Raw genomic sequence first — 25,486 nt, forward strand, 5'->3', positions numbered from 1 at the left:
GCTCTATAGTCTCACCCTGAGGCACGAAATTTCGAGCTTTCGTTTCGAAATCACACGAAGGAGTGAGCATGCAAGGGATGCGAGTCACGGCGATCACGGCGATGGCGCTCGGCGCGGTCCTGGTCCTGTCCGGTTGCGGTCGCAGCGCGGACGGCGCCGCCGAGGGATCGTCGGTCGCGCCGGCCGAAGAGGGCAAGGCGACTGGCACCGTCGAGATCTGGACGGCAGGCGGACACGCCGACAACCTCGAGAAGCTCACGAAGGACTGGGTGAAGGCCAACCCCGACGCGAGCGTCAAGATCACGGACGTCCCGTGGGATCAGGTCATCACGAAGGCGCAGACGGCGACAGCCGCCGGCAAGGGGCCGGACATCATCATGACCGGCTCCGACCAGACGGCGACCGTCATCGGCATGGGCGCATTCGACAGCGTGCCGGACGGGGTCTACGACGAGAGCGACTTCTACCCGGCCGCGGTCGACTCGGTGACGGGCGAGGACGGCCTGTATGCGATGCCGTGGTACGTCGAGACGCGCTTCCTGTTCTACCGTGCGGACATCGCCGCCGACCTCGGCCTGTCGGCACCGACGACGTGGGAAGAGACCCAGGCGATGGCCGCGGCGTTCGCCTCGCGTCCCGGGGGCACGTTCGGCCTGAGCCTGCCCAAGCCCACCGAGCAGCCGGCCCAGGTCATCGTGCCGTTCGACGCGCAGGCGGGCGGCTCGATGACCGACGGTGACAAGTGGACGATCGACACCCCCGAGTTCGTCGAGGCCCTCGACTACTACGGCGGCTACTTCCAGCGCGGTGAGGCGCCGCTCGGCGACTCCGACGCGACGTTCGAGAACGGCGGCACGCCGATGTTCATCTCGGGCCCGTGGATGCTCGACATCTACCAGGAGGAGATCGACAAGGGCACCGCTCCCGAGGGCTTCACGATGGACTCGGTCGGCTACACCGTCTCGCCCGAGGGCCCCGGCGGCAACAACGACCAGTACATCGGCGGCGGCAACCTCGGCGTCTTCTCGGCGTCGGACAACAAGTCGGCGGCCTGGTCGCTGCTGTCGTGGATCGGCGAGCAGGACCAGCAGGAGGCGTGGTACGACCTGCAGGGCGAGCTCCCGGCCAACGTCGCGGCGGGCCAGTACGCCCCGATCCAGGACAACCCGGTGACCAAGACGCTCACCGAGCAGCTGGAGAACACGGTCGCCACGCCGAACTACCCGGCGTGGTCGCAGATCTCGGACCTCATCAGCAAGTACTCCGAGCAGGTCGCCCGTGGCGAGATCACGAGCGCCGATGCCGCGAAGGAGATCCAGGCCGAGGCCGACAAGATCGGCTTCGGGTGGTGACATCCGTGCAGGCGCGGCCGGGGAAGAAGGTCTCTTCCCTGGCCGCGCAGCGGCGCCGCTCGGCCCTCATCGCGTGGGTCTTCGTCGCGCCGTTCGTCCTGACATTCGGGGTCTTCGGTCTGATCCCGCTCGTCAGCTCGCTGGCGATGTCGTTCACCGACCTGCGGGCGCGTGACATCCGCAACCCGTTCAACGTCAACTTCGTCGGGTTCGACAACTTCGTCGCGGTCCTCACCGACCCGTCGTTCCAGCGCGCGCTGTTCAACACCCTGATGTTCGTCGTGGTCGGCGTGCCGGCCACGCTGTTCATCGCCCTGGTGCTGGCTGTGCTCCTCAACTCCGTGAGCCGCAAGGTCGCCACCTTCTTCCGCGTCGGGTACTACACGCCGGTCATCACGACGATCGTCGCGGTGGCTGTCGTGTGGCGCATCATGTACCAGAACACGGGCGTCATCAACACGATCCTCGCCTCGGTCGGGATCACGGGGCCGAACTGGCTCAGCGACCCGAACACCGCACTGCTGGCGATCACGATCATGGCGATCTGGCGCAACATCGGCGCCTCCATGGTGATCTTCCTCGCCGGACTGCAGGGCATCCCCGCCGACGTGAACGAGGCCGCGTCGATCGACGGCGCGAACGCGGTCCAGAAGTTCTTCCGCATCACCATCCCGATGATGATGCCGACGATCCTGCTGAACACGATCCTCGTGACGACCGGCTACATGCAGTTCTTCGACGAGCCGTTCGTCATGACCAACGGCGGCCCGCTGGAGTCGACCACGTCGATCGCCCTCCAGGTCTACAACCAGTTCAAGTACGGCAACTACTCGGTCGGCGCAGCCGGCGCGTACGTGCTGTTCGCGCTCGTCGGCATCCTCGCGCTCATCCAGTTCCGCTTCTTCCGCCAGAGGACCTGACATGACCACCACACTCGAAAGACCCGCTGACACGGAGGCCGTGTCAACGTCCGCGCGCAGCCCGCGCAAGCCCATCCGGTGGGGCAACCTCGCCGTGCTGGTCGTGCTCTCGGTCGGCCTGGCCGCAACGGTCCTGCCGTTCGTGTGGATGGTGCTCGGCGCCTTCAAGACGAAGGCCGAGATCATGCAGCGCCCGATCACGTGGTGGCCGCAGCATCCCACGCTCGACAACTTCCGTGCGTGGCTGTTCGAGTTCGACATCCTGCGGCCGTTCTTCAACTCGGTGTTCCTCGCGGCGGTGACGGTCGCCACGACGCTGCTGTTCTCGTCGATGGTCGGCTGGGCGCTGGCGAAGATGAAGTTCCCCGGCAAGAACGTCATCATCGTCGTCGTGCTGGCCACGCTGTTCGTCCCCGGCATCGTGACGCTGATCCCGCAGTTCGTGCTGGTCGCCAACCTCGGCATGGTCAACACCTACTGGGGCCTGATCCTGCCGGGCATGGTGGGCGCGTTCGGCGTCTTCCTGATGCGGCAGTTTATGCTCGAGATCCCGGACTCGCTGCTGGATGCGGCCCGCATCGACGGCGCGGGGGAGTTCCGCACGTTCTTCCAGATCGTGCTGCCGCTGTGCAAGGCGCCGTTGGCGACCCTCGCGATCTTCACCTTCATGGGGTCGTGGAACAGCTTCCTGTGGCCGCTGATCATCTCGCAGGACGACTCGATGTACACCCTGCCGGTGTCGCTGGCGCTGTTCTCGGCAGAGGCCGGCGGTCACGGATCGGACTTCGGGCTGCAGATGGCGGGCTCCTTCCTCATCGTCATCCCGGTGCTCGTCCTGTTCATCGCGATGCAGCGCCACTTCATCCAGGGCATCGCCCTGACGGGGATCAAGTGACCCGGATCCCCGCCGCCGACACCAACCATCCGACAGAAGGGAATCAGCATTCATGAGCAGTGTCATCGCCGCACCCGAGGGGTTCATCTGGGGAGCGGCCACCGCCGGTCACCAGATCGAGGGCGGCAACGTCAACACCGGACACTGGGAGAACGAGTACGCGCCGGGCACGCAGATCCCGGAACCGTCCGGTGACGCGTGCGACTCCTACCACCGCTACCCGGAGGACATCGCGCTGCTGGCCGACGCAGGCCTCACCGCGTACCGGTTCTCACTGGAGTGGTCGCGCATCGAGCCCGAGGAGGGCGTGGTCTCGCGCGCGCAGCTCGCGCACTACCGGCGCATGATCGACACGTGCCGCGACCACGGCGTGCAGCCGATCGTCACGCTGCACCACTTCACGTTCCCGCGCTGGTGGGACCACTCCGGCGGCTGGTACGCCGAGCAGAGCACCGATCGCTTCCGGCGCTTCACCGAGATCGCCGCGACGATCCTCGACGACGTGGACCTCGTCGTCACGATCAACGAGCCGAACATGATGGTCAACCAGACCGAGGCGCGCATCGACACCGAGAACGGCGTCAACTTCCCCGGCCCGTCGCCGTTCGTCGCGCAGGCGATCGCCGACGCGCACCACGCCTCGACCGAGGTGCTGCGCGGGGTCGGCGGCATCCGCTCCGGCTGGACCGTGGCGAACCAGGTGTTCCAGGCCGTGCCCGGGTGGGAGAAGCAGCGCGACGAATGGCAGTACTGGCGCGAGGACTTCTTCCTCGAGCAGTCGCGCGACGACGACTTCATCGGCGTGCAGTCGTACCTGCGGACCATCATCGGCCCCACGGACGACGAGCTGGGCTACGGCCCGCAGGAGTGGCCCGAGGGCACCGAGCGCACGCTCACGGGATGGGAGTACTACCCCGAGGCGCTGGGTCACGCCCTCCGCCACACCCGCGAGGTCACCGGCGGCGTCCCGATGATCGTCACCGAGAACGGCATGGCGACCTCCGACGACACCCGGCGCATCGACTACACCACCGGCGCGCTGGCCGGCATGGCCGCGGCGATGGCCGACGGCTGCGACGTGCGGGGGTACCTGCATTGGTCGCTCCTCGACAACTACGAGTGGGGTTCGTTCCGCCCCACGTTCGGGCTGATCGCGGTCGACCACGAGACCTTCGCGCGCACGCCCAAGCCGAGCCTCGGGTGGCTCGGCGACCTCGCGCAGCGGAACGTCATCCCCGCCGCCTGAGACGACGAAGAGATGGTGGATGCCGCGGCCTGCGGCATCCACCATCTCTGTTCTTGTCCGGCGATGCGGCTCAGGGATGCCAGGTGACCCGCTTGGGGCGCGGCGGGGCGTACGTGCGGACCTTCGAGGTCTGCAGTCCGAGCGACACGAGCGACTCCGCGATCTTGACGGCGGCCTGAACACCGTCGACGACCGGCACGCCGCACTGCTCGCGCACGCGCGGTTCGAGCTCGGCCATCCCGCCGCAGCCCAGCACGATGACCTCGGCGCGGTCCTCGGTGACCGCGCGGCGGGACTCCTCGACGATCGCGGCGACGGCCCGTTCGGGGTCCGACTCGAGCTCGAGCACCCCGAGGCCCGACGAGCGCACGGACGCGCAGCGGTCGAACAGCCCGCCGAGGATCAGGCGGTCCTCGATGAGGGGCACGGCGCGGTCGAGCGTCGTGACGACCGAGTACGACCTGCCGAGGAACATCGCCGTCGACGCGGCAGCCTCGGTGATGTCGACGACGGGCACGTCGAGGAGCTCCTGCAGGCCCTCGCGGCCGTGCTCGCCGTAGCCGGCCTGGATGACGGCGTCGAACGGCTCGGCGTACGAGCGCACGGCATCCATCACGGCGACGGCGGCGAGGTAGCTCTCCACGTTGCCCTCGCACGACTCGGCGCCGAACCGCGGCGTCAGACCGATGATCTCGGTGCCGGGTGAGGCGGCCCGGCGGGCGGCCTCGGCGATGCCGTCCGTCATGGACGGCGTGGTGTTCACGTTGACGGTCAGGATGCGCATGCGCTCGCTCTCCGGTCGGGGTCAGTGCTTGACGGCGACAGCGATGTCCTCGCCGTCGGCGTCGACGAAGGGACGGTGGCGGTCCGCCAGCAGGAAGTAGGCGATCGCACCGAATCCCGCCCCGAAGAACCACGCGAAGTCCGCGAGGGCCGACAGGGCCGGCAGGAACGCGACCAGCAGCGCGAGTCCGCCCGAGATCACGAGGGCCCACACCGCACGGGGGTTGAATCCGCGGCGGTAGAAGTAGTCGCCCGTCGCGTTCTCGCGGTACAGGTCGGGCACGTTGACCTTCTGCTTCCGGATGATCCAGTAGTCGACCATGATGATGCCGAACAGGGGGCCGAGCAGCGCGCCCAGACCGCCGAGGAAGTACACGATCACGACCGGCGAGTTGTACAGGTTCCACGGCAGGATCACGAGACCGATCACGGCCGAGATGAGGGCCGCTCGTCGGAAGTTCAGGTGCCTCGGGAACAGGTTGGTCAGTGCGTAGGTCGGGGCGACGAAGTTCGCCATGAGGTTCACGGCGATGGTGAGCACGATGAGCGCCAGTGACGCCAGCACGAGGAGCGCTGTGTTCGGGATCGCCGCGACGATGTCGGCGGGCGACTCGATGATGCGGCCGTCGATCGCGTACTGCGCCCCGGCGAGGGTGACCACGATCGCGCCGAACAGCAGCATGTTCGCGGGGATGCCCCAGAAGTTGCCGCGGACGATCGCCCGCTTCGAGGTGGCGCCGCGCGTGAAGTCGCAGAAGTTCAGTACGAACGTGCCGTAGATGGCGATCCACAGGGCCGCGCCGCCGAAGATGTGGCCCCACATCTCGGCGCCGGTGAAGGCGCCCTCCGTCTCCCACGAGATCGTGAAGCCGGCCTCGGCGAGCATCCAGATCGCGAGCGCCAGGAAGGTGACGAGGATGATCGGCCCGGCGAACGCCTCGTACTTGCGGATCATCTCCATGCCGTAGCTGACGATGATGACCTGAACGATCCACAGCGCGACGAACGTGATCCAGCCGAGGGTCGACAGACCCAGGATGCTGTTCTCGTCGAGTGGCTGCAGCCCTGGGAACACGGCGATCAGCGCCACGCGGAGCACGAGCGACGCGAGGAACGTCTGCACGCCGAACCAGGCGATCGCGACCCCGCCGCGGATGAGGGCGGGGATCTGGGCGCCGTAGATGCCGAAGGATATGCGGCTCATCACGGGGAAGGGCACGCCGGTCTTCTCACCCATGAAGCCCGACAGTGTCAGGAGGAGGAAGAGGAACAGCGCGCCGATGGCGAGGGCCGCCAGCAGCTGCCATCCGCCGAGGCCGAGCGCGAAGAGGCCGATCGCGAAGGCGTAGTTGCCGAGGCTGTGCACATCGTTGGCCCAGAGCGTGAAGATGCTGTACGCGGTCCAGCTGCGCCCGGCGCGCTTGCTGGGGGCGAGGTCACGGTTGTAGAGCCGGGGGCTCGTCGACTCCGGGATCTCGTGGACGGTCCCGGTCATCGAGATGGCGGTGTGAGCGGCGTGCTCTTTCGTGATCTGATCCGACACGTGGTTCTCCATCGATTCCGCGCGACATCGATGTCGCGGCGTCCGACCAGTGTAGGAACGAAGACAGAAATTCCACAAGGAAAGAATCAATATCCACATCGTGGAAACGCAGGAGTCGCGTAATAAGCGCGCCCGTGCGACGTCTCTCAGTCAGGGGGAGGACGCCGGAGCCCCGGTCCGGCAGCCCCTGCCGCGAGTCCCGAGCTTGTGGCTACCGGGGGTGCCGGCATCTCGCGTCGGCCCCCCGGTCACCCGGGACCTGTGCCTGCGCGCGGGTCAGCGGCGCGTCGAGGCGGCGACGGTGAACTTCGCGTTGCGGGCGATCTGCCTCGTCGGGCCGACCAGCCGCTCCAGCGCGGGCCGGTAGCGCAGGCCGGAGTTCCAGACGGTCCACAGCTCGCCGCCCGGGCGCAGGACGCGGGCCGCCTCCGCGAACATGCGCGGAGCGATCCCTTCGTGCACGGCGGCGCCCGAGTGGAACGGCGGGTTCAGGGCGATGAACGCTGCGCATCGGTCGGGCTGGGCGCCCAGCATGTCGTCGCGCACGACCTCGACGCGGTCGCGGACGCCGTTCGCCTCCGCTGTCGCGCGCGCCGAGGCGACCGCCGCCGCCGACTGGTCGCAGGCCACGACGTGGAGGGCAGGATGCCGCAGAGCCAGGGTCGTCGCCACCACCCCCGTGCCGCACGCGAGGTCGATGACGGCGCCGTCGGTCGCGATCGTCTCGGGCAGGTGCTCGAGCAGGAGCCTCGTGCCGATGTCGATCGCGGCGCCTGCGAACGCGCCGCCGTACGCGCAGACCACGAGGCCGGCGTGTGTCTCGCGGGCCGGAACGGGGTCCCGCCCCGCCCCGGGCTCGCGCGCGACGAGCACGCGGGACTTCTGGCGCGCGTGCGTGACGTCCAGTCGGGCGAAGTCTGCGCCGAGCACCTCGTTCATCGCGAGCGTCATGTGCTTGAGCCGCCCGCCGGCGAAGACCGCGACGTCGCGCGACGCGTGGGCGGCGATCAGCCCTGCGATGTCGCGCAGTGCGTCGAGGGCGCGGGGCAGTCGCAGCAGCACGACGTCGGCGCCCTCGACGAGCTCCGCATCCAACGGCATCGAGGTGAACGCGTCGGCGGATCCGAGCCGCTCGGCGTTGGCGTGGAGCGCTCGCTCACCGGTGAGCGGGTCCTGGTGAACCCGGATGCCGTGCGCTCCGGCAGCCGCTGCGCCCAGCGTGAGCGCACCGTAGGCGTCGCCGATCACGACCAGTCGCCCCTCGGGCACCTCGGCGCGCGCGGCGGCCGACTCGTCGAGGATCAGCCGGTCGGCGGCGTCCACCGCGACGAGATCCGGCGCCTCGACATCGGGCCAGCGGCGCAGGCTGTCGAGCGGGAACGTCACCGTCCCACGGTAGCGGGGCTAGCATGAAGCGCGTGCCGTCCGAGCGTCCTTTCAGTCCTGTCATCTCGCTTCTCACCGTGGCGAGCGTGTGGGACGCGCACCTCGGCGCACAGTTGAAGGACCTCGGGCTGACCACGCGCAAGTACGGTCTGCTGGCGCACATCCGCTCCACGCCGGGCATCTCGTTCAGCGAGCTCGCGCGGCGATCGCAGGTCACCGTGCAGTCGGCGCACACCGCCGTGCAGTCCCTCGTGGCCGATGGACTCGTCGCCGACGCGACGGCGCACGCCGGCGCGGCGTCCGATCTGCGGGTCACCGACCGCGGGGGAGACGTGCTGCGGGCTGCGGAGCAGCGGCTGGCCGCGCTCGACGCCGGACTCGCGTCGGGGGCGCCGGAGCTCGCCGCGGCACTCAAGGGCCTGCATGAGGAGCCGTTCGGTCTCGATCACGGGTGAGGCCGGACGCCTCCTCGTTCGGCAAACCTTCAGAAAGCCTGAAACTCTTTCAGTTAGTCTGAAGGTGTGTTCCGAACCCCCCACACCCTGTTCCGCGCGCTGGCGATCGCCGAGGTCATCTCGTGGACGCTGCTGATCACCGGTCTCGTCCTCCGCGCCACCACCGGATGGGCCCTCGGCGTCACGATCGGCGGCGGCATCCACGGCTTCATCTTCTTGTCGTACGGCGCGACCGCGATCCTCGTCGCGCTGAACAACCGCTGGCGCGTCGGGCCCACTGTGGCCGCCCTCGTCAGCGCCGTGATCCCGTACGCGACCATCCCGGCCGAGATCTGGCTGCAGCGCACCGGCAGGCTCGCCGGCGCCTGGCGTCTGGAGCAGACGGATGACCCGCGTGACGGCCGCTGGTACGACCGGCTCATGCGCTGGTTCTTGCGCCGCCCGTGGGTGCTCGGCGCGCTCATCGCCCTCGCCGTCGTCGCGCTGTTCGCGGCGCTGCTCATCATCGGCCCGCCCGGCGGCCGCGACTGACGGACGACCTGGCGGCCGGCCTCCGATCTCGCGGATCGGATGCCGGCCGCCGCCGTTCACCGAGGCGGCAGCTGCTGCAGCGTCCAGGTGTTGCCGTCGGGGTCGTCGAACTGCACGAAGCGTCCCCACGCCTGCTCGTCGACGCCACGCGCGTCGACGTCGACGCCGCGCAGGTGCGCCAGGGCCTCGTCGGCGTCGGTCACGACGAGCTGGACGGTCTTCTGCTGCCCGGGTTCCAGCGTGTCGCCGAGGCCCGTGCCGAAGGCTATCGAGCACGCCGAGCCAGGCGGCGTCACCTGTACGAACCGCAGGCCGTCGAACGGCGTCTGGTCGTGGTCGACGTTCCACCCGATCCGTTCGTAGAACTCCTTCGCGCGGTCGACGTCGGTGACCGGCACGAAGATGAGCTCGATCTTCCAATCCATGGTTCTCCCTCTCTTCGCTGACGTGGGTCCCCTCCGTGCCCGACGCTACGCCCGGGGCCCGACATCCGCGCGGGTGTCGAACTGTTCCGCTCGCTGGGGAATACCTGCGGATCCCTCCCGTTGAACTTGACATTGCTTGTGTCAAGTTCAAAACTTGATGCCCGTCCACTCAAGTTTCAGGAGAGATGGAATGCCCGAAGACTTCAGCTCCCAGGCCGGCGACGGCAGCGCGTTCGACGACTTCCTCGCGCGCTACCTCGCCGGCGAGCGCGCCCGCGCGGAGCGTTCGATCGACCTCAGCCGCTTCCTCGGCGCGCGCACCCAGGAGCTGCTCCAGCGTGCCGGCAAGTACGCGCTCGACCATGGTCAGCGCGAGCTGGACGCCCTGCACGTGCTGCGCATCCTCGCCGCCGAGGCGCCCGCCCGTGAGGCGATCCGCGGCATCGGCGCCGATTCGGACGCGATCGTCCGTGCCACCGAGGAGCGCCTGCCGGCGGCATCCCGTCCCGCCGACATCGACGGCGCCGTGATCACACCGTCCGTGCAGCGGGCGCTGTTCCACGCCTTCCAGGTCGCACGCTCGTCCGGCTCGACCTACGTCGACCCCGAGCACCTGTTCTTCGCGCTCGTGCTCGCACAGGACACCCCCGCCGGCCAGGTGCTGGCGCGCGCCGGCGTGACGGCCGAGGCCCTCACGCAGGGCGCGCGCGAGACGGTCGCCCCGTCGGCAGTCCCGTCGGCGGACGCGGAGCAGGATGCCGCGGCATCCACCTCCCCGATGCTCGACACGTACGGCACCGACCTGACGGCGCGCGCCGTCGCGGGCGAGCTCGACCCGGTCATCGGCCGCGCCGACGAGATCGAGCAGACGATCGAGATCCTCAGCCGCCGCACCAAGAACAACCCGGTGCTCGTGGGCGAGGCCGGTGTCGGCAAGACCGCGATCGTCGAGGGGCTCGCCCAGGCGATCGTGGACGGCGCCGTGCCCGAGCAGCTGCTCGGCAAGCGCGTCGTCGCGCTCGACCTGCCGGCGATGCTGGCCGGCACCCGCTACCGCGGCGACTTCGAGGAGCGCCTGACCAAGACGATGGACGAGATCTCCGCCCGCCGCGGCGAGCTCATCGTCTTCATCGACGAGGTGCACACCGTGGTGGGCGCCGGCGGTGCCGGTGACGGCGGCATGGACGCCGGCAACATCCTCAAGCCCCGCCTCGCGCGCGGCGAGCTGCACCTGGTCGGCGCGACCACGCTCAAGGAGTATCGCGTCATCGAGAAGGACCCGGCGCTCGAGCGCCGCTTCCAGCCCGTGCGCGTCGGCGAGCCCTCGATCGAGGACGCCGTCCTGATCCTCCGGGGGCTCAAGCCCGCGTACGAGGAGCACCACGGCATCGTCTACACCGACGAGGCGCTGCGCGCCGCCGTCGAGCTGAGCGACCGCTACCTCACCGAGCGCGTGCTGCCCGACAAGGCGATCGACCTCATCGACCAGGCCGGCGCGCGCCTGCGGCTGAGCCTGGGCGCCAAGGTCGACGTCAGCGGACTCGTCGAGCGCCTCGCGACCCTCGAGGCCGACAAGAACGCCGCCGTCTCGGCCGAGCACTACGAGGAGGCCTCGCAGATCCGCGACCAGATCGCCGACGTGCAGGAGCGCCTGGCGCGGGCGACCGCGGCCGGCCCTTCGACGGGCTCAGGGGCCACGACCGCGGCGATCGTCGACGAGCCGGAGATCGCTGCCGTGATCAGCAGGGCGACCGGCATCCCGGTGAACCGTCTCACCGAGACCGAGCGCGAGCGTCTCGCCTCGCTCGAGGACGAGCTGCACGATCGCGTCATCGGACAGGACGACGCGGTCACGGCGGTCGCCAAGGCCGTGCGCCGCAACCGCACCGGCATGGGCGACGCCCGCCGGCCGGTCGGATCGTTCCTGTTCCTCGGACCCACCGGTGTCGGCAAGACCGAGCTGGCCAAGGCCCTCGCCGCGTCGCTGTTCGACGACGAGGGCGCGGTCATCCGCTTCGACATGAGCGAATTCGGCGAGCGGCACACCGTGTCGCGCCTGGTCGGCGCCCCCCCCGGATACGTCGGCTACGACGAGGCCGGGCAGCTCACCGAGCGCGTGCGGCGCAACCCCTACTCGATCGTGCTGTTCGACGAGATCGAGAAGGCGCACCCCGACGTGTTCAACCTGCTGCTGCAGGTGCTCGACGACGGTCGTCTCACCGACGGCCAGGGTCGCACGGTCGACTTCCGCAACACGGTGGTCGTCATGACGTCCAACCTGGGCTCGGAGTTCCTCGCGTCGCGCGGCGGAGCGATCGGGTTCCTCGCCGACGGCGGCGGCTCGACCGGGTTCGGCTCCGAGAAGGACCTGCGCGACCGCGTGTTCGCGAAGCTGCGCGAGGCGATGCGGCCCGAGTTCCTCAACCGCATCGACGAGATCGTCCTGTTCCGCAAGCTCGAGAAGCCGCAGCTGCAGAGCATCGTGCGACTGCTGCTCGGCGCATCCGACGCCCGCCTCGCCAAGCGCGACGTCGGCCTGGTCGTCACCGACGGCGCCATCGCCTGGCTCGCCGAACACGGCTACGAGCCCGAGTACGGCGCCCGGCCGCTGCGCCGGCTGATCCAGCGCGAGGTCGACGACCGCATCGCGGACCTGTTCGTGACCGGTGCCCTCGTCGACGGCGGGAGCGTGACGGTGGATGCCTCAGCCGGCGCCCTGACGGTGCTCGCGGCCGCGCCCTACGCCGCCGCGGCCTGATCCCGGCCGGACCGATGCCAACCCGACCGACACCCGCGACGTCCGCGTCGCGGGTGTCGGTCGCTCCTGCCAGAGTGGGGGCATGACCCGCATCGGTGCGATCTTCAACCCGTACACCCACACTCCCGACGAGTTCCACGACGCCGTGATCGCGGCGGAGCGGGCGGGTGTGCCGGAGCTGTGGGTGTGGGAGGACTGCTTCAAACAGTCGTCCTTCGCCACCGCCGGCGCGGCGCTCGCGTGGACCGAGAACCTCAAGGTCGGGATCGGCATCGCGCCCATGCCGCTGCGCAACGTCGCGGCGACCGCGATGGAGATCGCGACCCTGGAGCGGCTGTTCCCGGGGCGTCTGCTGCCGGGTGTCGGGCACGGCGTGCTGCCGTGGATGGGGCAGGTGGGCGCGCGCGTCGCGTCGCCGCTGACCCTCATGCGGGAGTACGTGCCCGCGCTGCGGGCACTGCTCGCGGGTGAGCGGGTGACCGTCGACGGCCGCTATGTCACGCTCGACGACGTCGCGCTGGACTACCCGCCCGCCGTCGCGCCGCGGATCTACGCGGCCGCGGAGGGACCCAAGACCGTGCGCCTGAGCGGCGAGGTCGCCGACGGCTCGGTGCTCGACTCTCGCCACACCGTCGAGGAGCTGGCCGAGCGCATCGCCTCGATCCGTGCGGGACGCGAGGCCGCCGACCGCACCGGATCGCACGACACCGTGGCGTTCGTGGTCGCGGCGTTCGGCGCCGACGCGGAGGCGCGAGCGCTGGCCGACGTCGGCGACGACCACGCCGACCCGGGCGCGCGGGCGCTGTGGGGCACACCCGCGCAGGTGGCGGAGGGCGCCCGCGCGTTCTTCGCCGCCGGCGTCGACGAGGTGATCCTGCAGCCGTCGTCGCGCGTCGACCTCGGCGAGTTCTACGACGGGGCCGGCGAGGTCGCTCGCCTCGTGGCGGCGGGCGCATGACCGCGTCGGTCTCGATCGGGATCGCCGCGGCCGCCGGCGCCGACGTCGCCGCGCGCATCGCGCCGACGGTGGAGCGGGCGGGATTCCACGCGCTCTGGGTCAACGACACTCCGGGAGCCGACGCGCTGGAGGTGCTGGCCGCCGCGGCCGCCGTGACCGAACGACTGGTCCTCGCGACCGGCGTGCTGCCGGCCGATCGGCGTTCCGCCGCCGAGATCTCGGCGCGCGTCGCCGCGCTCGGACTGCCCGAGGAACGCCTCGTCCTGGGCATCGGCTCGGGCTCGGGCGGCGCCGTCGGTGCGCTCGTACGCGTGGCGGATGCCGCGAGCGCCCTGCGCGCGGGATCCGAGGCCCGCGTGGTGGTCGGAGCGCTCGGACCGAAGATGCGCCGGCTCGGAGCGACCGTCTCGGACGGCGTGCTGCTCAGCTGGCTGACGCCCGACGCGGCCCGCGCCCAGGCTCGTGAGGCGCACGAGACGGCCGCAGCCGCCCACGTCGCCCTGTACGTGCGCGCGGCAGCCGACGTCGCGGCCGTCGGCCGGCTCGACGTCGAGGCCGAGCGCTACGCGGGCTATCCCTCGTACGCCGCGAACTTCGCGCGCCTGGGCATCGCCGCCCGCGACACGGTGCTGCGCCCGGACGGCTTCGCCGCGGGCCTCGCGGAGTACCGCGCCGCCGTCGACGAGGTCGTGCTGCGGGCGATCGTCCCCGGCGACGACGCGGCGGACTACCTGGCGTTCGTCGAGGCCGCGGCGGCCGCGCACTAGGGCGTTGTCGGCGGCCGGTGCGAGAATCCCCCCATGCTGCTGCAGGAGCTCGTGGCGGTGACGGATGCCGTCGCCGCGACCTCGTCGCGTCTGGCCAAGGTCGCCGCGCTCGCGGACGTGCTGCGTCGGCTCGACCCGGCTGAGGTCGTGCCGGCGATCGGGTTCCTGCTCGCCGCCCCTCGGCAGGGGCGCCTCGGGGTCGGCTGGCGGAGCGTCACCAGTCTCGAAGCGCCGCACGCGGAGGAGCCGTCCCTCACCCTGTCGGAGGTGGATGCCGCCCTCGACACCCTCGCGCGCGCCGACGGACCCGGATCCGTCGCCGTGCGCTCCGCGGAGCTCGAGGCGCTCGCGCGCCGCGCCACGCCGGGGGAGTGGGACCTCCTCGTCCGCATCATGCTGGGCGAGCTGCGCACCGGGGCGCTCGAGGGCGTCCTGCTCGACGCGGTCGCGAAGGCCGCCGACCGCGCACCGACCGCCGTCCGACGCGCCGCCATGCTCTCGGGCGATCTCGGCGAGACCGCGCTGCTGGCGCTGACCGGCACCGCCGAACAGCTCGACGCGGTCGGACTCCGGGTCGGGCGTCCCGTCATGCCGATGCTCGCCTCGACCGCTGCGAGCACGGCCGAGGCCCTCGAAGGACTGGTGACGGACGGGCGGCGGGTGGCGGCATCCATCGAGTACAAGCTCGACGGGGCCCGCATCCAGGTGCATCGTGACGGCGACGAGGTGCACGTCTACACCCGCAGCCTCGCCGAGATCACCCACCGCGTGCCCGAGATCGTCGACGCCGTGCGCGCCCTGCCGGCGGAGCAGCTGATCCTCGACGGCGAGACGCTCACCCTCGACGAGGACGGCGGCCCCCGGCCCTTCCAGGACACCATGGCGCGCTTCGGCTCCGAGACCGAGGCCGCCGCGGTGCTGCGTCCGTGGTTCTTCGACATCCTGCACCTCGACGGCCGCGACCTGCTCGACGAGCCGCTGTCGGCCCGGCTCGACGCCCTCGCGCGCGTCGCCGGGGACGCCCGTATGCCGGGGATCGTCACCGACGACCCGGCACGGGCGGCGGACTTCTCACGCGAGGCGCTCGCCGCCGGACACGAAGGCGTCATGGTCAAGGCGCTCGACGCGCCGTACGCGGCCGGGCGCCGCGGCAAGAGCTGGCTCAAGGTCAAGCCCGTCCTGACCTACGACCTCGTCGTGCTCGCGGTGGAGCCGGGATCGGGGCGGCGCACCGGCCTGCTCTCGAACCTGCATCTCGGTGCGCTCGACCCGACGGGGGAGTTCGGCGCACCCGGTGGCTTCGTCATGGTCGGCAAGACGTTCAAGGGGCTCACCGATGCGACCCTGCGCTGGCAGACCGAGCACTTCCCGACGATCGAGACGCATCGCTCGGCGTACGCCCTGCACGTGCAGCCGGTGACCGTCGTCGAGATCGCGATCGACGGTGTACAGCGGTCGTCGCGGTATCCGGGCGGTGTGGCACTGCGCTTCGCACGGGTGAAGGGGTACCGGCCCGACAAGCGTCCCGAAGAGGCCGACACGATCCAGACCCTGCGCACGCTGCTGCGGGGCTGAGCCCGGCGTCCGCCGTGCGCCAGACTGGGCGCATGCGCATCGTCGTGCTCACCGGCGCCGGCATCTCGGCTGAGAGCGGAGTGCCCACCTTCCGGGGAGCGGACGGGCTGTGGGAGGGGCACCGCATCGAGGACGTCGCGACGCCCGAGGGGTTCGAGCGCGACCCCGACACCGTGCTCGCCTTCTACGACGCACGGCGCCGGGCGGTGGCATCCGTCGCCCCCAACGCAGCGCACCGCGCGCTCGCCCGGCTCGAAGGCGCGATCGGCGATCACCTGCTCGTCGTGACGCAGAACGTCGACGACCTGCACGAGCGGGCCGGCAGCCGGAACCTCGTCCACATGCACGGCGAGCTGCGCCGCGCCCGCTGCCTCGCGTGCGGCGCTCGGCCGACGTGGGACGGCGACCTGATCGACCGCCCCGCGTGCCCCGAGTGCGGGGAGCGGATGCTGCGGCCCGACGTCGTGTGGTTCGGAGAGATGCCGTACGGACTCGACCGCATCGAAGAGGCGGTCGTCGCGTGCGACGTGTTCGTGTCGATCGGCACGTCGGGCGAGGTCTACCCGGCCGCCGGCTACGTGGCGCTCGCCGCCGCGTTCGGAGCGCGCACGGTGGAGCTCAACCTCGAGCCGAGCGACCCCGCCGTGCCGTTCGACGACGCGCGCGCCGGTCGTGCCGGCGACCTCGTGCCGGCGTGGGTCGACGAGCTGCTCGCACGACGCGGGTGACAGCCCGGACAGACGGAAGAGCGCCGGGTGGAGGCATCCACCCGGCGCTCTTCGCGATCTGCTCAGCTATACCCTGCCGCCGCCTGAGCGCAGACGCGACAGGGCGTCGACGGTCGCCGCGAGGATCAGCACGCCGCCGGTGACCAGCAGGTTGATGCCGGCGGGCAGGTTCAGCAGGCCGAGGCCGTTCGTGATCGTCGCGATCACGAGTGCACCGATCGCGGCGTGGACCAGCCGGCCGCGGCCGCCGAAGAGGCTGACACCACCGACCACGGCCGCCGCGACGCCCGACAGCACGATGTCACGGCCGACGGTGGCGTCCACCGCGCCGACGCGCGCGACGCTCAGCAGACCCGAGAACACCGCGAGCGCGGAACAGATCACGAACGCCCACCACTTGATCCAGCGGACCTTGACGCCCGACCGGCGAGCCGCCTCGGCGTTGCCGCCGATCGCGTACAGGTAGCGGCCGAACTTCGTGCGGTCGAGCAGGAACGTGCCCAGCCACAGCAGCGTCAGCACGATGGGGACGACGATCGGGACGCCGGCCACCTCGACGACCGACTGGCCGCGGTTCTGGTTGAGGAAGTAGACCACCACGCCGCCGCCGACGGCGATCGTGGCGAGCTTGATGAACACCAGCGACAGCGCCCGGTTCGGAACGCCGGCGCGCCGGCGGCGCGCTCGGTCCCAGAAGGCCGTGCCGCCGGAGATCAGCAGCATGATCGCCAGCATCACCCAGCCGCCCCACACCGGCAGATTGCCGTTCTGCAGCGCGATGAGCTCGGGCACCTCGAGGCGGAACTGACCGCCCGTGCCGATGACGACGAGCGCCAGTCCCTGGAAGCCCAGGAACAGACCCAGCGTCACGACGAACGACGGGATGCCGACCCGTGCCACGAAGAAGCCGATGAGGGCACCCGTCAGGATGCCGAAGCCGAACCCGACGAGCAGGGCCAGCGGCCAAGCCACGTGGAACTGCGAGTTGAGCACCACGAACAGCGCCATGCCGACACCGCCGGTCACACCGGCAGACAGGTCGATCTCGCCGAGGAGGAGGACGAACACGAGCGCGATGCCGAGCACCACGAGCGTCGCCGCCTGGTTCATCAGGTTGGCGAAGTTGCGCTCGGTGAGGAAGTACGGACTCAGGATCGAGAACAGGATGCCGAGCACCACGAGGCCGCCGACCGCGGGGAGGGCCCCCATGTCGCCGCCGCGCACGCGCTGCCACCACGCCGACAGCTGGTCGCCGAGGCCGCCCTCGACGCCGCTGCCGATGAGGTCGCCGGCGACGGGATCGGGCGAGGCCTCGGTCCGGGTCACGCTGCTGGTCATTCCGCGCCTCCTTCGGTGCGAATCGTCGATGTGTCGATGATGCCGACGCCGCCCTGCGGCGCCTTGGTGCCGGTGATGTAGCCGACGATGTCGTCGCGCGTGGTCTCGGACGTCGGGATCTGCGCGACCATCTGGCCGAGGTAGAGCACGGCGATGTCGTCGGCCACCGCGAACACGTCTGCGAGGTTGTGGCTGATGAGCACCACGGCGACGCCCTGCTCGGAGAGGCGCTTCACGAGGTTGAGCACCTGCTCGGTCTGCGCGACGCCGAGTGCGGCGGTGGGCTCGTCGAGGATGACGACGCGGGCCTTCTTCAGCACGGCGCGCGCGATCGCGACCGTCTGGCGCTGACCACCCGACAGGCTCGAGACCTTCTGCCGCACGGACTTGACGGTGCGCACCGACAGCGATCGCAGCGTGTCGGACGCCTCCTTCTCCATGCGTCCCTCGTCGAACGTGCCGAACGAGAGCTCCTCGCGGCCGAGGAACATGTTCTGGACGATGTCGAGGTTGTCGCACAGCGCGAGGTCCTGGTAGACGACCTCGATGCCGAGGTGCGCCGCATCGCGGGGCGCGTGCAGGTCGCGGTGCTCGCCGTCGATGAGGACTTCGCCCTCGTCGTACGGCTGCACCCCGGCAAGGCCCTTGATGAGCGTGGACTTGCCGGCGCCGTTGTCGCCGACGAGGGCGGTGACCTTGCCCGGGCGGACCACGAGGTCGACGCCCTTGAGGACGCTCACGGGGCCGAAGGACTTCTTGATTCCGACCAGCTGGATGATCGGCTCCCCGTCGGTGCCGACGGGGACATCGACGACGGGTGGGGAAATGGTGTCTGACATGCTCGCTTCCTTGCGGGTCTCGGAGGGGTGCTCGGTGCATGCGAGGGCGTCGCGCCAGGTGGACGCGACGCCCTCGTCGTGCGAGCGGACCTTACTTGGTGACCCCGTACTCGTCGCACTTCGCCTTGACCTCGGCGGTGCAGACGTCGTCGTACGAAGCGTCGCCGGCAGCGACGACGTCCTTGACCTTGTCAGGGCCGACGAGGATCGGCGTGACCTGGATGTACGGCGTGCCGTCGTCCAGCTTGGCGCTGGCGGAGGGCTTGTCGCCCTTCAGCAGTGCCACGGCGGTGTCGACCGCGGCGGTGGCCTCGTCCTTGACCGGCTTGTAGACCGTGGCGGTCTGCCAGCCGAGCAGGATGTTCTGCAGGCCCGCGACGTTGGCGTCCTGGCCGGAGACCGCGACGCCCGTCAGGTTGTTGTCCTGCAGGACCTTGATGACGCCGGCCGCGTTCGTGTCGTTCGCGACCCACACGCCGTCGACCTTGCCGCCGAGCGAGGTCAGCGCCTGCTCGAAGTTGGTCTGCGACTTGGCCTGGTCCCACACACCGGTCGGCTCGGCGGCCGGCTTGATGCCTGCGGCCTCCATGACCGAGACGGCGCCGTCGTGGAACATCGCGGCGTTGCCGTCGGTCGGGTCGCCGCCCATGTACACGACGACCGCGGTCGCCGGGTCCTTGCCGGCGGTCTTGAGGCCGTCGAGGACGGTCTGGCCCTCGAGCTCGCCGACCTTCACGTTGTCGAACGACACGTAGTAGTCGGCACCGGTGAAGGGGCGGTCGTAGGCGATCACGGGGATGCCTTCGGCCTTGGCCTTCTCGGCGACGGCCTCGGCCGCGCCCTGGTAGTCGACGAGCAGCATGACGCCGCAGCCCTTGGTGAGCTGCTGGTCGGCGATCGTCGAGTACTTGTTGACGTCACCCTGGGCGTTCTGGATGTCGGTCTCGAAGCCGGCATCGCTGAGGCCCTCTTCGAGGTACTTCTTGTCGAAGTTCTCCCAGCGGGGCGAGGACGCCGCGTCGGGGAGGATGACACACGCGCGGCCCTCGGCGTCGGCACCGGCGTCGGTGCTGCCTCCGTTGCCGTCGTTGCTGCTGCTCGAACAGCCAGCGAGAGCCATGACCGCGACGCCCGCGAGGGCGGCTGCGGCCAGGAGTGAAGACTTCTTCATCTTGCGCCTTTCGTCATTGAAGCGAGCGGGTGACCCAGGATCGTCCCTGTGTTCATCGCTGAAAGTGATCATCGATCATGACGATTCTTATCGTCAAGTCTTGAACGTAACGCTTTGGCAACGCGTCGACAATGTCGGCGTCGGCGGCTCTTCGCGCTCCGGAAGGAGAGCGCTTACCGTGCAGAATGCGCGCTGTTTGGCATCCATTCCGGTCTTTTTGCGCAGGTGACCGAAGGGGGCAGCGGATGCCGCCGCCCACCGTGTTCGTCAAGTGAAGTCAGCGGCGGGTCGTACGATTCACGCGCGACCCGTCGCGGCTCGCGTGCGGCGCGACAGTGAGTCGACGATCACGGCGAGGACGAGCACGACTCCGGTGACCATGAACTGCACCGAGGAGTCGAGGCTGAGCAGCGTCAGGCCCGACGAGATCGACTGGATCACGACGATGCCGACGAGGGCCGAGAAGGCCGATCCGCGGCCGCCGAACAGGCTGGTCCCGCCGATGACGGCGGCGGCGATCGCGTTGAGGTTGACGTCGCCGGTGCCCGAGCTCTGATTCGCCGACGCGAGGCGCGCGGCCGCCAGGATGCCGCCGGCCGCGGCGAGCGTCGAGCACAGCGCGAACACCGACAGGTAGATCCGGTCGACGCGGATGCCGGCCCGGCGGGCCGCCTCGACGGAGCCGCCGACCGCGTACACCGAGCGGCCCCACCGCGTGCGCGTCAGGAGGAAGTTCATCACGACGACGAGGGCGAGGAAGAACAGGAACATGACGCCGACCCCGCGGTCGAGCGAGAGGTACCAGATCGCCGCCACGAGGAACGCCAGCAGCACCCCGCTGCGCACCGCGATGGCGGCATAGCTCTGGCTCACGAGGTTGGCGGCTGCGCGCCGCTGCGCATGTCGCACCCGCGACCACGCGTAGACGCCCACGGCGGCGACCGCGAGGGCGTAGGCCGCCCACGGCGGCAGGAACAGCTGCTGCGCGAACATCACGATCCACGAGTCGAACGGGATCGCGATCGAGCCCGTCTCGCCGAGGACCCACAGCTGCAGTCCGAGGAAGCCGAGCAGTCCGGCGAGCGTGATGACGAAGCTCGGCAGCCCGAAGCGCGTGAACAGGTAGCCGTAGAGGAGTCCCACCAGGCACCCGATCGCGAGGGCGGCGACGAGGGCGAGCACGAGGTTCCACTGCATCTGCACGAACGTGACGGCGAGCACCGCGGCCGCGAGCCCCGACACCGAGCCGACCGACAGGTCGATCTCGCCGACCAGCAGCACGACCACGACACCGAGCGCGATCGTGCCGATCGCGGCGCACTGCATCGTGAGGTTGACGAGGTTCTCGGCGTAGAGGAAGAACGGGTTGAGCACCCCGAACACCGTCCAGATGACGACGATGCCGAGCACGACCGGCAGGGCGCCGAGGTCGCCGCCCCGGATGCGCGACACGAACCCCTCGAGCAGGCTGCGCAGGCCGCTGCCGCTGAGCAGCCGCTCGTCCGGGGCCTGGTCGGCGAGCCGCTCGTCGCCGCGCGCGCTCACCGGCGTCCGTCCTCGCGGGGGAGCCGGCGGGAGCCGGTGCGCGGCATCCGGATCACGGTGCCGCCGGTGTCCTCGTCGATGGGCGCTTCGTCGGCGGGCGCGGGGGCCGGTGCCGGGTCGCCTCCGGAGGCCGCTCGCACGCGGCCGGGTGCGGCGGGGGCCGGAGGCGTGGTCGCGGGCGGCGTCCAGCGGGCACCCGAGTGGTCGACGGCCCCGGTGATGGCGGCGATGAGCGTCTCGCTGGTGACGTCGGCGACGTTGTACACGCCGTTGTTGCGGCCGAGACGCAGTACGACCACGCGGTCGGCGACGGCGAGCACGTCGGCCATGTTGTGGCTGATGAGGATCACGCCGTGGCCGCGTTCGCGCAGCCGTTCGATGAGGTTGAGCACCTCGGCGGTCTGCGCGACGCCCAATGCCGCCGTCGGCTCGTCGAGGATCACGACGCGCGGCTCGCCGATGAGGGATCGGGCGATCGCGACGGTCTGACGCTGACCGCCCGACAGCGAGGCGACGGGCACCCGCACGGACGGGATCTTGGCCGAGAGCTCCCGCAGCAGCGTCCAGGTGCGCTGCTCCATGTCGACCTCGTCGAGTGTGGCGCCGTCGCGCAGCTCGCGGCCGAGCCACAGGTTCGCGACCACGTCGAGGTTGTCGCACAGGGCGAGGTCCTGGAAGATCGTCTCGATCCCGAGGTCCTGCGCGTCGGCGGGGGAGTCGATGTCGACGGGCTCGCCGTCGAACTCGATCGTGCCGGCATCGGGGGGATGCACCCCCGCGAGCACCTTGACGAGCGTCGACTTGCCCGCCCCGTTGTCGCCGACGAGCGCGACGACCTCTCCCTCGTTGACCCAGAAGTCGACGTCGGTGAGCGCCTTGACGGCACCGAAGCGCTTGCCGATGCCGCGCATCGTGAGCACGCGTTCGCGCGATCGTCCGGTTCGCGGGTGCGTCATCGACATCCTTCGGACCCTACTCGATGCCCGCGGCTTCGCATGCATCGGCGTAGGCCGGCGTGCAGATGTCGTCCACGGTCCAGAATCCGTCGGCGACGACGGTCTGCATGATGTTGTCGACGGTGACGGCGACGGGGTCGAGCAGCGTCGACGGCGTGCCCTGGATCTCCATGGGTGCCGTGACGGGTTCGTCATGCAGCAGCTTGACGGCGACCTCGGCCGCCAGCCGCGCCTGCGGCTTGATGGCCTTGTACACGGTCATGTACTGGTCACCGGTGAGCAGGCGCTGGATCGCCGAGAGCTCGGCGTCCTGCCCCGTGACGATCGGCCAGGGGGTCACGTTCGCCACGCGCAGCGCGGCCACCGCTCCGCCGGCGGTGGCGTCGTTGGCCGCGTAGACGCCGGCGATCTGGTCGCGGTGCAGCGCGATCTGCCCCGACACCCACTCCTGCGCCTTCTCGGGGTTCCAGCCGGGGGTGTCGTACTCGGCGAGCACGTGCAGTCCGCTGCTGTCGATGATGCTGTGCGCGCCGTCCTTGAACAGGGCGGCGTTGCTGTCGGTGGGCGAGCCGTTGACCATGAGGATGCCGCTGCCCTCGCCGCGGTCCTGCACGCCGTCGACGAACGCGCTGGCCTGCAGCACGCCGACCTTCTCGTTGTCGAACGACACGTAGTAGGCGAGGTCGCCGCCGGCGATGAGCCGGTCGTACGAGATGACGGGCACGCCGCGCGCGTTCGCCGACGTGACGATGCTGACGGCGGCGTTGGCGTCGACCGGGTCGAGCACCAGCACGCCGGCGCCCGCCGTGAGCGCCGACTCCGCCTGCTGCTGCTGCTTCGCCGCGTCCTGGTCGGCGTTGGCGTAGAGCACCTTGTAGTCGCCGAGCTCGTCGACGCGCTCCTCGAACAGGGGCCGGTCGAAGGTCTCGTAGCGGGCGGTCTTCGCATCGGGCAGCAGCAGTGCGATGGTCGAGTCGTCGGGCGTGCCCTTCGGCGCCGGCGCCGCCGTGCACGCCGCGAGCATCGCCGCGCCGAGAAGGATCGTGGATGCCGCCCCGACGGCACGCCGCAGGCCGCGGTGCGAGGGCGCCGGGCGCCGTCGCGGCCGGAGCAGTCGCGGGAAGGGCATCGGATGAGCCTAAGCCGTGATGGGCAGGGACGATGCACCGGGAAGACCGTCGCCCGACATGCCGTCGAGACCCGCCCCGCTGTCGAGGACCGTCACATGGTCGAGGGCGATGGCGATGGCGCCGCGCGTCTCGGCCCATTCGCCGAAGGAGGCGCCGACGATCTCGGGGAGTCCGTCGGCCGAGGGGAGCGCCGTGCGCTCGAGCGAGTGCCGCATCGGCGCCATCAGGATCTCGCCGGCCTGGCCGAGCTCGCCGCCCACGACGATGAGCTCCGGATCGAACAGGTTGCACAGGCTGGCGGCGGCGATGCCGATGTGGCGCCCGGCGTCGGCGATGACGCGCCGCGCACTGCCGTCGCCGGCCTCGGCCGCCTGCAGCAGGTCGCCCAGGCGGTGCATGCCCTCGCTCGGCGGGAACAGCGACAGCAGCGCCGGTCCGCCGGCGTAGGTCTCCAGGCACCCGCGGTTGCTGCAGCGGCAGATCGGCCCGTTCTCGTCGAGGGTGACGTGCCCGATCTGCCCGGCCTTGCCGTTGACGCCGCGGAACAGGTCGCCGTCGACGACGAGACCTGCGCTGATCGTGTGGCCGACGCGGATGAAGACGCTGGATGCCGCGGCCCGGCCGTTGCCCTCGCGCGCTTCTGCGAGCCCGCCGAGGTTGGCCTCGCTGTCGACGTAGACGGGGCGGCCGATGCGGACCGAGAGCGACTCCGCCACGTCGACACCCTCCCAGCCGCGCAGCAGGCCCGGGGTCGAGACCATGCCGGTGCGCGGATCGATGGGCGCGGGCAGCGCGAGGCCGACGGCGAGGAGGTCCGAGAGCGAGCTGCCGAGCGACTCCATCATGTCGCCGAGGAGCAGCGCGAGGCGGTCGAGCTCGGAGTCGTGACGGTGGTCGAGCGGGAGGGGCAGCGACGACTGCGTCACGATCGTGCGCGCGGTGTCGGCGATGGCGATGTGCAGGTGCCGCGAGCTGTAGTGCACTCCTGCGACCAGGCCCAGCCGGCGCGCGAGCGACACGAGCGTCGCGCGGCGTCCGCTGCTGGTCGTGAACGACGTGTGCAGCAGTCCCGACGCCGTGAGCTCTTTGACGATGTTCGACACCGTCGCCGGGGAGAGCCCCGTGCTCCCGGCGAGCTCGATCTGCGTGAGGCGGCCGTGGCGCTTGAGGGACTCGACGACGCGCGCGCGATTGGCCTCGCGCAGCGAGGTCTGCGAGCCCGGCGGGGCGTTACGGCGTGCCACGGGTCACACTGTACCGGAGGGGGTGTTTCGGCGGCCGGATCGGCGGCGAACCGTGACCTGGGTCAGCGTCGCGACGGCGCCAGCCGGATGAGGACGATGTTGCCCGACTCGTCGACCTCTGCCACATCGGGATGCGCCTTCACGAACTCCGAGAAGCTCTTGTGTCCGAGGCCCTTCTCGCTGAACGACGGGTCGAGGCGCTTGATGAGGCTCTTGACCGCCGACGCGTGCTGCCATTCGACGCCCTCCTTGTCGCTCTCCAGGCGGAGCGCGCGCTCGAGGAGGCTCTCGATCGGGTCGGCCGGGGCCTTCTTGGCGCGGCGCCCGCCGCGCGACGAGCCCGCGGGCGCGGCATCCTTCTTCCCCGCCGGAGGCGCGGCCACGCCGGGGAGCGCGTCGTACGAGTCGAACTGGTCGCACGCCGCGGCCAGCGACTTGGCCGTCGACCCGGCGACGCCGACGCCGACGACGAAGCGCCCGAGCCGCTTGCAGCGCTGCGCGAGCGGCACGTAGTCCGAATCGCCCGCCACGATCACCACGTGCGTCAGGTCGGGGAGGCGGAACATGTCCTCGACGGCGTCGACCGCGAGGCGGATGTCGGCGCCGTTCTTCGCGTACGCGGCGGCGGGGAACAGCTGGACGAGGTCGACCGCGCGGGCGACGAGCTGCGAGCGGTACTCCGCGTTCACCGGCGACGACCAGTCCGCGTACGCGCGCGTGAGTACGAGCGTGCCGAACGACGTCGCGTAGTCGATGATCGCGCCGACGTCGATGGTCGCCGCGGTCAGGCGCTCGGCGATCTCGGGGTCGGACGGGTCGGCGGCGATCTTCTGCCGGTCGCGCGAGTAGGAGTTCTTGCCGTGCACGCGGTCGTACCACGACATCACGATGTTGTCGAAGTCGAGGTAGACCGCGACGCGTGCCCCCTGCAGATCGGCCAT

Annotated in this window: 23 protein-coding genes; 11 read left to right on the plus strand and 12 right to left on the minus strand. The window is 70.5% G+C overall.

All coding sequences use genetic code 11. The features are described from left to right. Positions 1–68 precede the first annotated feature (68 nt). From ACFWJ8_RS07540 to ACFWJ8_RS07555, 4 genes are read left to right on the plus strand one after another with little or no spacing between them, the layout of a single operon-like run. Positions 69–1,352, plus strand: a complete 1,284-nt coding sequence (locus tag ACFWJ8_RS07540; protein ID WP_378810289.1) for an extracellular solute-binding protein — start codon at positions 69–71, stop codon at positions 1,350–1,352. After that, positions 1,349–2,272, plus strand: a complete 924-nt coding sequence (locus ACFWJ8_RS07545) for a carbohydrate ABC transporter permease (protein ID WP_378810291.1) — start codon at positions 1,349–1,351, stop codon at positions 2,270–2,272. The genes ACFWJ8_RS07540 and ACFWJ8_RS07545 overlap by 4 nt, the downstream gene beginning before the upstream one ends. Position 2,273: 1 nt before the next feature. After that, complete coding sequence (locus ACFWJ8_RS07550) at positions 2,274–3,167, plus strand: carbohydrate ABC transporter permease (protein ID WP_378810292.1); 894 nt, start codon at positions 2,274–2,276, stop codon at positions 3,165–3,167. A gap of 52 nt (positions 3,168–3,219) precedes the next feature. Then, positions 3,220–4,413 (plus strand): glycoside hydrolase family 1 protein, encoded by a 1,194-nt coding sequence (locus tag ACFWJ8_RS07555; protein WP_378810293.1) that lies wholly within the window; start codon positions 3,220–3,222, stop codon positions 4,411–4,413. 70 nt (positions 4,414–4,483) lie between these two features. On the opposite strand, the gene ACFWJ8_RS07560 is transcribed toward ACFWJ8_RS07555, so the two are convergent. The 3 genes from ACFWJ8_RS07560 to ACFWJ8_RS07570 form a co-directional block, all read right to left on the minus strand. Beyond that, on the minus strand, positions 4,484–5,197 hold the full coding sequence (locus ACFWJ8_RS07560) for an aspartate/glutamate racemase family protein (RefSeq protein WP_378810294.1): 714 nt from the start codon (positions 5,195–5,197) through the stop codon (positions 4,484–4,486). A gap of 21 nt (positions 5,198–5,218) precedes the next feature. Next, complete coding sequence (locus tag ACFWJ8_RS07565; protein ID WP_378810593.1) at positions 5,219–6,691, minus strand: NCS1 family nucleobase:cation symporter-1; 1,473 nt, start codon at positions 6,689–6,691, stop codon at positions 5,219–5,221. Positions 6,692–7,015: 324 nt separating this feature from the next. Next, a complete protein-coding gene (locus ACFWJ8_RS07570) occupies positions 7,016–8,125 on the minus strand; it encodes a methyltransferase (protein WP_378810296.1) in 1,110 nt (369 codons plus the stop codon). Positions 8,126–8,148: 23 nt separating this feature from the next. Between ACFWJ8_RS07570 and ACFWJ8_RS07575 the strand changes: the two genes are divergently transcribed. Both ACFWJ8_RS07575 and ACFWJ8_RS07580 read left to right on the plus strand, forming a co-directional pair. Then, positions 8,149–8,580, plus strand: coding sequence for a MarR family winged helix-turn-helix transcriptional regulator (locus ACFWJ8_RS07575; RefSeq protein WP_378810297.1), 432 nt, complete (start codon positions 8,149–8,151; stop codon positions 8,578–8,580). 66 nt (positions 8,581–8,646) lie between these two features. Next, complete coding sequence (locus ACFWJ8_RS07580; protein WP_378810298.1) at positions 8,647–9,111, plus strand: DUF3817 domain-containing protein; 465 nt, start codon at positions 8,647–8,649, stop codon at positions 9,109–9,111. Between the two features lie 56 nt (positions 9,112–9,167). On the opposite strand, the gene ACFWJ8_RS07585 is transcribed toward ACFWJ8_RS07580, so the two are convergent. Then, a complete protein-coding gene (locus ACFWJ8_RS07585) occupies positions 9,168–9,536 on the minus strand; it encodes a VOC family protein (RefSeq protein WP_378810299.1) in 369 nt (122 codons plus the stop codon). Between the two features lie 190 nt (positions 9,537–9,726). On the opposite strand from ACFWJ8_RS07585, the gene ACFWJ8_RS07590 reads away from it, so the two are divergent. The 5 genes from ACFWJ8_RS07590 to ACFWJ8_RS07610 all read left to right on the plus strand — a co-directional run bounded on the left by ACFWJ8_RS07590 (position 9,727) and on the right by ACFWJ8_RS07610 (position 16,322). Continuing rightward, complete coding sequence (locus ACFWJ8_RS07590) at positions 9,727–12,294, plus strand: ATP-dependent Clp protease ATP-binding subunit (RefSeq protein ID WP_378810300.1); 2,568 nt, start codon at positions 9,727–9,729, stop codon at positions 12,292–12,294. An 82-nt stretch (positions 12,295–12,376) separates the two neighbouring features. Further along, on the plus strand, positions 12,377–13,252 hold the full coding sequence (locus ACFWJ8_RS07595; RefSeq protein ID WP_378810302.1) for an LLM class flavin-dependent oxidoreductase: 876 nt from the start codon (positions 12,377–12,379) through the stop codon (positions 13,250–13,252). Then, positions 13,249–14,019 (plus strand): LLM class flavin-dependent oxidoreductase, encoded by a 771-nt coding sequence (locus ACFWJ8_RS07600; protein WP_378810304.1) that lies wholly within the window; start codon positions 13,249–13,251, stop codon positions 14,017–14,019. The genes ACFWJ8_RS07595 and ACFWJ8_RS07600 overlap by 4 nt, the downstream gene beginning before the upstream one ends. A 33-nt stretch (positions 14,020–14,052) precedes the next feature. Then, positions 14,053–15,594: an ATP-dependent DNA ligase gene (locus tag ACFWJ8_RS07605; RefSeq protein ID WP_378810305.1), complete on the plus strand. Its 1,542-nt coding sequence runs from the start codon at positions 14,053–14,055 to the stop codon at positions 15,592–15,594. 32 nt (positions 15,595–15,626) lie between these two features. Further along, the gene (locus tag ACFWJ8_RS07610) at positions 15,627–16,322 is read left to right on the plus strand and encodes an NAD-dependent deacylase (protein WP_378810306.1); all 696 of its coding nucleotides are present in this window, start codon (positions 15,627–15,629) and stop codon (positions 16,320–16,322) included. A 66-nt stretch (positions 16,323–16,388) separates the two neighbouring features. Here the strand turns inward: ACFWJ8_RS07610 and ACFWJ8_RS07615 are convergent, their stop codons facing one another. From ACFWJ8_RS07615 to ACFWJ8_RS07650, 8 genes are all read right to left on the minus strand, one after another. Next, positions 16,389–17,660, minus strand: coding sequence for a sugar ABC transporter permease (locus tag ACFWJ8_RS07615; RefSeq protein ID WP_378810307.1), 1,272 nt, complete (start codon positions 17,658–17,660; stop codon positions 16,389–16,391). Further along, complete coding sequence (locus ACFWJ8_RS07620; RefSeq protein ID WP_378810308.1) at positions 17,657–18,499, minus strand: ATP-binding cassette domain-containing protein; 843 nt, start codon at positions 18,497–18,499, stop codon at positions 17,657–17,659. Before ACFWJ8_RS07620 ends, ACFWJ8_RS07615 begins: the two co-directional genes overlap by 4 nt. A 91-nt stretch (positions 18,500–18,590) precedes the next feature. Next, on the minus strand, positions 18,591–19,670 hold the full coding sequence (locus tag ACFWJ8_RS07625) for a sugar ABC transporter substrate-binding protein (protein WP_378810310.1): 1,080 nt from the start codon (positions 19,668–19,670) through the stop codon (positions 18,591–18,593). Between the two features lie 297 nt (positions 19,671–19,967). Continuing rightward, the gene (locus tag ACFWJ8_RS07630; RefSeq protein WP_378810311.1) at positions 19,968–21,215 is read right to left on the minus strand and encodes a sugar ABC transporter permease; all 1,248 of its coding nucleotides are present in this window, start codon (positions 21,213–21,215) and stop codon (positions 19,968–19,970) included. Continuing rightward, positions 21,212–22,171 carry an ATP-binding cassette domain-containing protein gene (locus tag ACFWJ8_RS07635; protein ID WP_378810312.1) on the minus strand — a complete coding sequence of 320 codons (960 nt, stop codon included), beginning with the start codon at positions 22,169–22,171 and terminating at the stop codon, positions 21,212–21,214. Before ACFWJ8_RS07635 ends, ACFWJ8_RS07630 begins: the two co-directional genes overlap by 4 nt. A gap of 16 nt (positions 22,172–22,187) precedes the next feature. After that, positions 22,188–23,300 carry a sugar ABC transporter substrate-binding protein gene (locus ACFWJ8_RS07640; RefSeq protein ID WP_378810313.1) on the minus strand — a complete coding sequence of 371 codons (1,113 nt, stop codon included), beginning with the start codon at positions 23,298–23,300 and terminating at the stop codon, positions 22,188–22,190. 9 nt (positions 23,301–23,309) lie between these two features. Further along, the gene (locus tag ACFWJ8_RS07645) at positions 23,310–24,545 is read right to left on the minus strand and encodes an ROK family transcriptional regulator (RefSeq protein WP_378810314.1); all 1,236 of its coding nucleotides are present in this window, start codon (positions 24,543–24,545) and stop codon (positions 23,310–23,312) included. A 62-nt stretch (positions 24,546–24,607) separates the two neighbouring features. Further along, entirely contained in the window at positions 24,608–25,486 is an 879-nt protein-coding gene (locus tag ACFWJ8_RS07650) for an NYN domain-containing protein (protein WP_378810315.1), read from the minus strand.

Source organism: Microbacterium sp. NPDC058389 (assembly GCF_042722305.1).
Taxonomy (GTDB): domain Bacteria; phylum Actinomycetota; class Actinomycetes; order Actinomycetales; family Microbacteriaceae; genus Microbacterium.